The 10,967-nt window shown below is 66.2% G+C and carries 9 protein-coding genes; 8 read left to right on the forward strand and 1 reads right to left on the reverse strand.

What is annotated here, in order from left to right:
- Positions 1-222 precede the first annotated feature (222 nt).
- The 5 genes from ctaE to MLP_RS20255 all read left to right on the forward strand — a co-directional run bounded on the left by ctaE (position 223) and on the right by MLP_RS20255 (position 5,878).
- Positions 223-933 (forward strand): aa3-type cytochrome oxidase subunit III, encoded by a 711-nt coding sequence (gene ctaE, locus MLP_RS20235; RefSeq protein ID WP_013865036.1) that lies wholly within the window; start codon positions 223-225, stop codon positions 931-933.
- 123 nt (positions 934-1,056) lie between these two features.
- On the forward strand, positions 1,057-1,872 hold the full coding sequence (qcrC, locus tag MLP_RS20240; RefSeq protein WP_013865037.1) for a cytochrome bc1 complex diheme cytochrome c subunit: 816 nt from the start codon (positions 1,057-1,059) through the stop codon (positions 1,870-1,872).
- A complete protein-coding gene (gene qcrA, locus MLP_RS20245) occupies positions 1,869-2,954 on the forward strand; it encodes a cytochrome bc1 complex Rieske iron-sulfur subunit (protein ID WP_013865038.1) in 1,086 nt (361 codons plus the stop codon). Before qcrC ends, qcrA begins: the two co-directional genes overlap by 4 nt.
- On the forward strand, positions 2,954-4,705 hold the full coding sequence (qcrB, locus tag MLP_RS20250; RefSeq protein ID WP_013865039.1) for a cytochrome bc1 complex cytochrome b subunit: 1,752 nt from the start codon (positions 2,954-2,956) through the stop codon (positions 4,703-4,705). The genes qcrA and qcrB overlap by 1 nt, the downstream gene beginning before the upstream one ends.
- A 273-nt stretch (positions 4,706-4,978) precedes the next feature.
- Positions 4,979-5,878, forward strand: a complete 900-nt coding sequence (locus tag MLP_RS20255; protein ID WP_013865040.1) for a hypothetical protein — start codon at positions 4,979-4,981, stop codon at positions 5,876-5,878.
- A 52-nt stretch (positions 5,879-5,930) separates the two neighbouring features.
- Here the strand turns inward: MLP_RS20255 and MLP_RS20260 are convergent, their stop codons facing one another.
- Positions 5,931-6,965 (reverse strand): glutathione S-transferase family protein, encoded by a 1,035-nt coding sequence (locus MLP_RS20260; protein ID WP_013865041.1) that lies wholly within the window; start codon positions 6,963-6,965, stop codon positions 5,931-5,933.
- Positions 6,966-7,127: 162 nt separating this feature from the next.
- Here MLP_RS20260 and MLP_RS20265 point away from each other — a divergent pair, with 162 nt between their 5' ends.
- The 3 genes from MLP_RS20265 (at position 7,128) to MLP_RS20275 (ending at position 10,940) form a co-directional block, all read left to right on the forward strand.
- Entirely contained in the window at positions 7,128-8,582 is a 1,455-nt protein-coding gene (locus tag MLP_RS20265) for a GuaB1 family IMP dehydrogenase-related protein (protein ID WP_041790367.1), read from the forward strand.
- Positions 8,579-9,466 carry a response regulator transcription factor gene (locus tag MLP_RS20270; RefSeq protein WP_231851358.1) on the forward strand — a complete coding sequence of 296 codons (888 nt, stop codon included), beginning with the start codon at positions 8,579-8,581 and terminating at the stop codon, positions 9,464-9,466. The genes MLP_RS20265 and MLP_RS20270 overlap by 4 nt, the downstream gene beginning before the upstream one ends.
- Positions 9,467-9,575: 109 nt before the next feature.
- Positions 9,576-10,940, forward strand: coding sequence for a pyridoxal phosphate-dependent decarboxylase family protein (locus tag MLP_RS20275; protein WP_013865044.1), 1,365 nt, complete (start codon positions 9,576-9,578; stop codon positions 10,938-10,940).
- Positions 10,941-10,967: the final 27 nt, after the last annotated feature.

Genomic DNA, 10,967 nt, shown 5'->3' on the forward strand with positions numbered 1-10,967 from the left:
GCGTCCTTCGCCTCCGGCGTCCACCGTCCGCCGTCCAATTCCGGTCTTGGCAGGGATCGTAGCCGAACGGCGCTGGCAACCCCGCGCCGCCGCTGCCCGGGTCCTTCGGCTGGGGCCCAAACCCGCTCGAACACACGCTGCTGCCTCCGAAGATCTAGGCTTTCAGCCCACAATTGCGAGCCCTGGGGTGACCTCCGGGTGTCATACCGACATAATGACCCCGTGGCTCTCCATACACACGAGGTCAGCGGCTCGATGATCCAGCCCCACGGCGCGCTGCACCGCATTCCCCAGTCTCGGCTGCGCGGGCACGCAGGGCGCCCCGACATGGTTGCCGTCGGCACCATTGTCTGGCTTGCGTCGGAGTTGATGTTCTTCGCGGCCTTGTTCGCGGCGTACTTCACGATCCGCAACATCACCAATGGACAGGCTGCCGCCGCAGGCACCGAGACCTTGTGGCACACCTCGACCGAGATGCTCAACATCCCGTTCGCGATCATCAACACCACGGTGCTGGTGGCCAGCTCATTCACCTGCCAGATGGGTGTCTTCGCTGCCGAGCGTGGCCAGGTCAAGCGGGCCGGTTCGCTGGCCAACATCAAGGGCTGGGGGCTGCGGGAGTGGTACATCCTGACCTTCTTGATGGGCGCCTTCTTCATCGGCGGCCAGGTGTACGAGTACGCGGCGCTGTTCTCCGAGGGTGCCACCATCTCCACCGACGTCTATTGGTCGGCGTTCTTCCTGGCGACGGGCTTCCACGGTCTGCACGTGACCGGCGGCCTGATCGCCTTCGTGCTGCTGCTGGGCCGCACCTACCTGGCCCGCACCTTCACCCACGAGCAGGCGGTCAGCGCCGTCGTGGTCTCCTACTACTGGCACTTCGTCGACGTCGTCTGGATCGCCCTGTTCGGCGTCATCTACCTGCTCCGCTGAATTACCCGACCGATAGCCTGCCCTCATGCTCGACTGAAAGACCCTTGGGCGAGTCCCATCGCAAGCTCAAGCTCCGCCAAGTGAATATCCACCAAGTACCGCACAACCGAGAGGGACCCCCACGTGCGATTCCTGACCGCAAGACGACGGCATCCGGCAGCCAAAGCGCTGGTCTTGGTGTTCGCCCTGCTTGTCATGGGCGCTCTCTACTCCGCGCTCGCCCCGAGCTCCAAGTCCGCTGCTGACACCAGCACCAGCCAGCAGGTCGAGGAGGGGCGCGCACTGTTCGCGGTCTCCTGCGCCTCCTGCCACGGGCTGAACGGCGAAGGACAGACCGAAGGCACGATCCAAGGTCCCCCACTGATCGGCGTCGGTGCCGCCGCCGTGGAGTTCCAGGTCGCCACCGGCCGGATGCCGATGGCCCGCCCCGGCCCGCAGGCCGAGGTGAAGGCAAGCGAGTTCACCGAGGAGGAGACGCTCGCCCTCGCCGCGTACGTCGCCAGCCTCGGCCCCGGCCCGGCCATCCCCGAGCCTGCGGACTACGACCCGGCGGGTCTCAGCGAGGAAGAGATCGCTCGTGGTGGCGAACTGTTCCGCACCAACTGCTCGGCCTGCCACAACTTCGAAGGCGCCGGCGGCGCACTGCCGAACGGCAAGTACGCCCCGTCCCTGTTCGGGGTCAGCAACCTGCACCTGTTCGAGGCCATGCTGACCGGCCCGCAGCAGATGCCGGTCTTCTCCAACGGTGTGCTGACCGTCGACGACAAGCGAGCCATCATCGGCTACCTCAACGAACTGCATGAGCAGCCCAGCCGCGGCGGTCTGGCACTCGGCGGGCTCGGCCCGGTGTCCGAGGGCCTGTGGGCCTGGCTCGCCGGCCTTGGTGTGCTGGTGCTGTTCGCGATCTGGATCGCAGCGAAGGGAGTCAGGGCGCGATGAGCGACCTCCAGCGTCACGGCGCAACCGACCACGAGCTCGCGACCGTGGACAGCGAGCGGTTCCCGGTGCCGGATCCCGGCGAGCCCGAGCATCTTCCTCGCCTCACCGATATCGACGAGGCGGCCGCCAATCGCGCGACCCGCCAGGTCGCCACCATGTTCGGCCTGGTGCCGATCCTGGCCCTGATCTTCGTGGTCTGCTATTTCGCGGTTCCGAAAGACGTGGTTGTCGACTTCGGCCCGCTGCACACGCCGGCCCAGCACGTCATCTTCGGTCTCACGCTCGGACTGGCGCTGCTGCTGATCGGCACCGGTGCGATCCAGTGGGCGCGGCAACTCATGGACGATCACGAGATGGTCGACCACCGGCACGGCGCGGCGTCCAGCAATGAGGACCGCGAGTACGTCATCACCGAGCTCGAGAAGGGCATCGACGAGTCCGGCATCACCCGCCGCAAGGTGCTCGGTGCCAGCCTCCTCGGCGCGCTGGGTCTGGTGGCCTTGCCCGGTGTCGTGCTGCTCGCCGATCTCGGTCCCTGGCCGACGCGCAAGTTCTTGGAGCGGACGCTGGAGACAACGATCTGGAAGGAGGGCATCCGCCTGGTCAACGACGTCACGTACACCCCGATCAAGGCGGAGCAGGTCCAGATCGGTCAGCTGATCAACGCCCAGCCGGAGAACCTGCAGGACTTCCACGGCACCGAGTTCCTCCAGGAGAAGGCGAAGGCATCGATCATCGTCGTCCGGATGAACCCGAACACGATCAAGATCCCCGAGTCCCGCAAGGACTGGCATGTCGGGGGCATCCTCTGCTACTCCAAGATCTGCACCCACGTCGGTTGCCCGATCAGCTTGTGGGAGCAGCAGACCCATCATCTGCTCTGCCCCTGCCACCAGTCGACCTTCGATCTGGGCGACTCCGGTCTGGTGGTCTTCGGGCCGGCGGCTCGCGCGCTTCCTCAGTTGCCGATCACGGTCGACGCCGAGGGTTATCTGGTCGCCAGAGACGGATTCGATGTGCCAACGGGTCCCAGCTACTTCGAGCGGGATTCCAGAAACGACTTCAAGCGGGGTGACAACTGATGGCCAAGCCAGCACCCACTGTCTCCGGCAGCGCCTCGGTCCCGGCCGAGACGCCGGCCAAGCAACTCGGTCCGGTCTTCAAAGCCGCGGCCGGTCCCGCTAAGTGGACCGACGAGCGGATCGGTGTTGCCAAGCTCAGCCGGCCCTTCATCCGCAAGGTGTTCCCCGACCACTGGTCGTTCCTGCTGGGTGAGGTTGCGCTCTATTCGTTCATCATCCTGCTGCTCACCGGCGTCTTCTTGACCTTGTGGTTCAAGCCGTCGATGGCCGAGGTCGAGTACGAGGGCACCTATCAGCTGCTTCGCGGCCTGCAGATGTCCCAGGCGTTCGAATCCTCGCTGGCCATCTCGTTCGACATCCGCGGTGGCCTGCTGATCCGCCAGATGCACCACTGGGCGGCCATGCTCTTCATCGCCGCCATGTTGGCGCACAGCCTGCGCATCTTCTTCACCGGCGCGTTCCGCAAGCCGCGTGAGGTCAACTGGCTGATCGGCGTCGGGCTGTTGAGCATCGGCCTGGTCGAGGGCTTCGCCGGCTACTCGCTGCCGGACGACCTGCTGTCGGGCACCGGCTTGCGCTTCGTCGACGGCCTGATCCGCTCGATCCCGGTGATCGGCACCTGGGCGGAGATGTTCGTCTTCGGTGGCGAGTTCCCCGGCGACCTGATCGTGGCCCGGCTCTACATGGCCCATATCTTGCTCATTCCGGCGTTGCTGCTCGGCTTGATCGGTGCTCACCTGGCGCTCGTCGTCTACCACAAGCACACGCAGTATCCGGGGGCGGGCCGTAACGACGGCAACGTCGTCGGTTACCCGGTCTTCCCGGTCTACATGGCCAAGGCTGGCGGCTTCTTCTTCATCGTGTTCGGCGTCGTCACCTTGATGGGTGGCCTGATGCAGATCAACCCGCTCTGGACGTACGGGCCGTACAACCCGGCGGAGGTCACGGCAGGTTCCCAGCCCGACTGGTACATGGGCTTCGTCGAAGGCGCCATCCGGATCATGCCGAACTGGGAGTCGCACATCGGCAGCACCACCTGGTCGTGGAACGTGGCGATTCCGGGTCTCGGGCTGATGGGTCTGATGTTCGGCCTGATGGCGGCCTACCCGTTCATCGAGGCCTGGGTCACCGGGGACAAGTCCGAGCACCACGTCCTGGACCGGCCGCGCAATGCCCCGACCCGGACCGCGTTCGGCGTCGCCGCGATGACCTGCTACGGGTTGTTCTGGATCGGCGGCGGCAACGACCTGGTCGCCACCCAGTTCCACGTCTCGCTGAACTCGGTGACCTATTTCCTCCGGGTCGCGGTGTTCGTCGGACCGGTGATCGCGTTCATCATCACCAAACGGATCTGCATCGCTCTGCAGCGCGCCGACGAGGAGCGGCTGCTGCATGGCTCGGAGAGCGCCATCATCGTTCGCGATCCCTCGGGCTCCTACTCCGAGGCGCATGTCCCGATCAGCCAGGAGGAGGCGTACGCTCTCACCCAGCACGTCGAGCCGAAGCCGCTGGCGCCGCTCACGGAGCAGGGCGACCTCTCCGATAAGGAGTACAAGGCCGAGCAGCGTCGTCGCAAGGCGACCCGGTTCTGGTTCCTGGATGCCTTGCGCAAGCCCACCCGGGCCGAGCTGGAAGAGGCTGCGCATCATCACGATGGCGGGGATCACGACGGTGCGGACGGCGACGGGCACGGCGGCCACGACGCCAAGGCGCTGGGTGCCAGCTCAGGAGCGCGGCGCGCCGCGGACTGACCGTCCACCTCCACCGCAGCCATGCCGAACGCCTCGCCCGTCAGGGCGGGGCGTTCGTGCTTTCGCCCTGCGTGCCAGCGAAGTCGGACACGCACCCCGATGGCGTCCCGGGAAGGTGCAGCCAGCACCGTGTGCGTTTGATCACCCCCGGCGCGCGTTGGTAACGATGAGCCCCTCCCCCGCGTTGACTTGGACGGACAGAGGCGTCCGCCATGCCCTGTCCGGGCCTGGTTCTGCGCCGCACCGAAACACCAGGGAATTATCTGCTTCGCCATGACTGACACCAAGACTGAATACCGCGCCCGCGACTTGACCACCGAAGACAAGACCTACTACCGCAGCAACCACGGACGACCGCCCGCGCAGGAGCCGGAACCCAAGCCGAAGCGGATCGATCTGTCGCCGACCCAGCTCGCCGGCGGCGCGCTGGCTGCGATGACCTCAGCGGTCGTCGGCGCGCGTCTCGGCGTCGCCGGCACGGTGCTCGGCGCAGCAGTGGGCAGCGTCGTGGCCGGGGTGGCCGGCACGCTCTACACCACTTCGCTGCGGCACACCAAGGAGAAGATCTCCGAAGTCATCGTCGCCAAGGCGGGTGACGCGGAGACCGAGATCATTCCGGTCTCGGTGGAGCCGGACCGAATCGCGGACCAGCACACCTCCAACCAGGTCACTGTCGGCGACACACGTACGCTGCAGCGGTCACTGGCAGCAGACCCTGCCGTACAGCCAGCGGCCGCTGCCGATGCAACTGAGCCGGGCCAACCCGGGCGTCGCTGGCCGTGGAAGGCGATCCTGATGAGCACGGCCGCTGTGTTCGTGCTCACGTTCGCGGCCATCACCGGATTCGAGGTCCTCACCGGCCATGCGATCTCCGGTGGTCAGGGCACCACGATCACGCAGGTGAGCGAAGGACGCTCCAGCGGCTCGAGCAAGCCGTCGGATGCGCCGTCGACGCAGCCCAGCGACAGCGCGAGCACCGAGGCATCGACCGAGACCAGCTCAGCGCCATCCGCCGAGCCGAGTCAGTCGGCTGCGCCGAGCAGCACGCCCAGCGCGACGACGGTGCCGCCAGCCACGACCACCGAGACCCCCTCGGCCGGCGCCGGCGCGGGTGACCAAGGCGGCGTACGCGGTCAGGCCGACAGCACGGACGGCACGATCGTCGACCGCTGACGCCCAGGGACACGCCCCGTGGGCGAAGGCACACGTCAGGGTTGCCTATTACTCAGTTCTGCGGCACCCAGTCGGCGGCCGGCACCTCTTCGCCTGCCTTGACCGGACCAGGCGGCGTACCTTCGCCGAAGGGCCGGCCGCCTAGCTCCTCACGCCCGTGCGCTGTCAGCCAGTTGGTCAGATCCGGCCCAGCGGGCACGATCTGAGTCGGATTCACGTCAGTGTGCACCACGTAGTAGTGCTGCTTGATCTGGGTGAAGTCGACGGTGTCGCCGAACCCGGGTGTCTGGAACAGATCCCGCGCGTAGGCCCACAGCACCGGCATTTCGCTCAGCTTCTCCCGGTTGCACTTGAAGTGCCCGTGGTAGACGGGGTCGAAGCGAGCCAGCGTGGTGAACAGCCGCACATCGGCCTCGGTGATGGTGTCGCCCACCAGATAGCGCTGGGTTGCCAGCCGCTCGCTCAACCAGTCCAAGGCGGTGAACAACCGGTCGTAGGCGGCGTTGTACGCGGCCTGTGAGCCGGCGAACCCGCAACGGTAGACGCCGTTGTTCACCTCGGTGAAGACGCGCTTGTTGACGGTGTCGATCTCCTCCCGCAGCTTCTCGGGATAGAGCTCCGGAGCACCCTCACGGTGGAACTCCTTCCACTCCAGCGAGAAATCGATGGTGATCTGGGGATAGTCGTTGGTGACGACTGCCTTGCTCGGAATATCGACGACGGCAGGCACCGTGATTCCGCGCGGATAGTCGGGAAAGCGAGCAAAGTACGCCTGCTGCAGCCGCTCGTAGCCCAGTACCGGGTCGACGCCGCCGGGGTCGAGGTCGAAGGTCCACGACCGTTTGTCATGAGTCGGCCCGCACAGTCCCATCGAGATGACGTCCTCGAGCCCGAGCAGTCGACGCACGATGATGGTCCGGTTCGCCCAGGGGCAGGCCCGGGCCGCAATCAGCCGATAGCGGCCCGGCTCCACCGGATAGCCGTCGCGACCGTCACGGGTGATGTGGGTGGTGATGTAGTTCGTGTCGCGGGTGAACTCTGCCCCGCTGGTCACGTACGCGCCTTTGGTGGAGTGATCATCGGTCATACGGTCAGCCTAGGTGAATCGATGCGGCCCGGACTGCGGCCAACTAGCCCTGACTCCCGGCCAGACAGGGCATGTCGGGCCATAGGAGCGCTGTTGAGGCAAGTTCGACGCAATGCCGGCCCTTGTTAGGCAGAACCCTTCGTTTGAGTGACAATCGAGCACGTGCGCTTTCTGAACACTGCTCCCGAGTACGACCTCACCTACTCCGATGTCTTCATGGTGCCGGGTCGCTCGGCAGTCACTTCGCGGCTCGATGTCGACCTGCGCAGCACCGATGGCGTCGGCACCACGCTCCCGCTGGTGGTCGCGAACATGACCGCAGTCTCCGGGCGCAGAATGGCCGAGACGGTCGCTCGCCGCGGCGGCGTGGCCATCATTCCCCAGGACATTCCGACCGAGGTCGTTGCCGACGTGGTCGCCAGAGTCAAGGCCTCGCACACGGTCTTCGACACCCCCGTACGCGTCACCCCGCACACCACGGTCGGCGAAGCGATGTCACTGCTCCCGAAACGGGCTCATGGGCTCGTCGTCGTGGTCGACGACGGCAAGCCGATCGGCACGATCAGCGAGGCCGAGGCCGCCGGCGTGGACCGATTCGCACAGGTCCACGAGGTGATGAACCACGATCTGCTGCTGGTCTCGTCGACCGACTCGCCACGAGCGGTCTTCGACGCCCTGAGCACCAGTCACCTGGCCGTGGCGCTGATCATCGAGGACGACCACTTGCTCGGCGTGATGACGCGCAAGCATGCATTGCGAGCGACTTTGTACAAACCGGCGGTCGACCCGGACGGCAAGCTGATCATCGGCGCCGCAGTGGGTATCAACGGTGACGTGGCCGGCCGGGCCGAGCGGCTGTTGGCAGCGGGGGTTGACGTGCTGGTCGTCGACACCGCTCATGGCCATCAGGAGAAGATGCTGCAGGCATTGACGTCTGTCCGTGAGGTCCGGGACCGACTGACCGCGCTCACCGGACGGTCGATCCCGCTGGCCGCGGGCAACGTCGTCGCCGCAGAAGGTGTCCGCGACCTGGTCGAGGCCGGTGCCGACGTGGTCAAGGTCGGGGTCGGACCTGGCGCGATGTGTACGACAAGGATGATGACCGGGGTCGGTCGGCCCCAGTTCAGCGCCGTCTTGGAGTGCGCCGCCGCAGCTCGCGAACTCGGCCGCTCGGTCTGGGCCGATGGCGGAGTTCGCTATCCCCGCGACGTGGCGCTGGCACTCGCTGCGGGCGCCGGCTCGGTGATGATCGGCTCCTGGTTCGCCGGCACGTACGAGAGCACCGGCAACCTGATGACCGACGCACAGGGTCGTCTCTACAAGGAGTCGTTCGGCATGGCTTCGGCTCGGGCAGTGAAGATGCGGACCAAGAATGCCGGAGCGTTCGACCGAGCCCGGGCCGGACTCTTCGAGGAGGGCATCTCCACCTCACGGATGTACCTGGATCCCGAGCGGCCGAGTGTGGAGGACCTGATCGACTCGATCGTCGCCGGGATCCGCAGCAGCTGCACTTATGCCGGCGCCACCACCTTGGAAGGCTTCCACCGGCTTGCTGTGGTCGGGGTGCAGTCGAACACCGGCTATGACGAGGGCCGGCCGCTGAGCACCTCGTGGTGACGACATCGGCCGCCTGCCGGGCCGCACCACGGCCTTCACCCCATACAACTAAGGTTGAGGCCATGCAGCAGGCCCCGGAGCGCACCGCGGTGATCGTCGACGACGACGCCGATGTGCGCAACCTTCTCGCGGCCATCCTGCAGCAGGCAGGATTCACTTGCATCATCACCTCGAACGGACCCGATGGCATCGAAGCGATCCGCGAGCACCACCCGATCCTCACCACGCTGGACGTCAGCATGCCCGGTATCGACGGTTTCGAGGTGGTCCGACGCATCCGCAGCTTCTCCACCACCTACGTGATCATGGTGTCCGCTCGGGACGAGGAGATCGACACCTTGATGGGGCTCGATGCCGGCGCAGACGACTATCTGACCAAGCCGTTCCGCCCACGTGAACTCCGAGCTCGGATCGAGGCGGTGCTGCGCCGCTTCCACCAGTACGAGAAGCCGTCTGAGGTCAGCTACAGTTCCTCGGCCTCCGGTGTCGCCACACGGGCTCCTGTGGCCCTGGCAACTGGCGGCTCGCCCGGCCCGGGACTGGACGAGACCAGCGACGGCTGGCTGGATCACAACGGGCTACGCATCCATCCGGAGATGTGGCAGTGTGAGCTGGACGGTCGGCCCATCGATCTCACCCGAAGCGAGTTCGAACTGTTGTTGGCGTTGGTGGAGGGGCGACGACGGGTGATCAGCAAGAAAGAGCTCGCGCTCAGACTCCGGGGTGGACCTACCGGAGAGTACGCTCTCGACGCCGATCGTCGCGCGGTCGAGGTCCATCTGGCCAATCTTCGGCGCAAGCTGAGTGACCCGGTGAACTCGCCACGTTTCATCGAGACTGTCCGTGGGGTGGGCTATCGACTCACCCACTCTCTGCGCACTTGACGGCCGACGAGCCCCGGCGCTCCGGACTCACAGCGTAGAAGGATCTCGGGCCAAGCAACTCCTGCCTGGCCTTTGCCACCTCGGGGGTGGATCAGAGAGGAATCGGCGGGTGCACCAGGCCGACCCGACAACCGACCGCGTCATCAGCAGTGTCCTGCGCTATGTCGACTATCGGCTCCGAACCGACGACGTCCCACTGGACGGCCAGGTCCGCAGCCGTGCCGAACTGGACTCGTGTCTGGGAGGTGTGATCCGCGAGCAAGGCCGTGACCCCGATGAGGTGCTCGATCTCTACACCTCGGTCATCGCACCAACCGTGCTCTCCGCAGACAGCACGCGCTTCCTCGGCTTCATCCCGGCCGCACCGACGAAGGCCAGTCTGGCGTTCGACGCCCTTGCCTCGTCCGCATCACTGCAGGGGATCTCCTGGACGGAGGCGTCCGGCATCATCGCAGCGGAGAATTCGGTTCTCCGGATCATCGCTGACGAGGCAGGGCTGCCACCCAGCGCCGGCGGCTGCTTCGTGTCGGGTGGCTCGGCCGGCAATCTGTCGGCGTTGGCGGTGGCTCGCGAGGTGGCGAAGTCGAAAGCCGGCGACAGCAGCGATGGCCGGCGAAGGACCTGGCGGGTCGTCGTGGGCCAGTCCGCGCATTCCTCCATCCTCAGCACTCTCAGGCTCCTGGAGATGGAGCCATTGGTCGTGCACACTCCCCACCACCGCCTGACAGCCGAGGCCCTGGCAAGCGCCCTGGCCCAGGAGACCGATCTCAGCACCGTGGCCGCAGTCGTGGCGACGGCCGGCAGCGCAAACGCCGGGATGATCGACGACCTCGCCGGAATCGCCGACTTGGCACAAGAGTTCGGCTTCTGGCTGCATGTCGACGGCGCTTACGGCGGCGCGGGGATCTTCGCGCCGAGCCTGCGCCCCCGATTTCGGGGTCTCGAACGTGCGGACTCCTTCATCGTCGACCCGCATAAGTGGATGTTTGCCCCATTTGACTCCTGCGCGTTGCTATACCGTACGCCGGCGACTGCCCGCACCGTCCACGCGCAGCGGGCGCCCTACTTGGAGGTGCTGCACGCCAACGGGGAGTGGAACCCTTCCGACTACGCCTACCATCTGACGCGGCGGGCGCGCGGTCTCCCGCTGTGGTTCTCCATGGCCGTACACGGGGTGGGCGCCTATCGGGAAGCGATCGAGGCGTCCTTGTGCCTCGCCGAGGCAACCGCCGACATCATCAAAGACACGGCTGGTCTCGAACTGGTCTGCGACCCCGATCTCGGCGTGGTGCTCTTTCGCCGGCTGGGCTGGTCCACCGCTGACTATCACGACTGGTCGGCGGCACTCCTCACCGATCAGATCGCGTTCGCCCCACCGACCACTTGGCACGGCGAAACCGTTGCTCGGCTGGCTTTCCTCCACCCGAACACCTCGATGGACATCGTCAAGACCATCCTCGCCCGGATGTGGTGAGCATGGTCAGCCCTCGCCTTGTCCCAG

The sequence above is a fragment of the Microlunatus phosphovorus NM-1 genome, from assembly GCF_000270245.1.
In the GTDB taxonomy this organism is placed as follows: domain Bacteria; phylum Actinomycetota; class Actinomycetes; order Propionibacteriales; family Propionibacteriaceae; genus Microlunatus; species Microlunatus phosphovorus.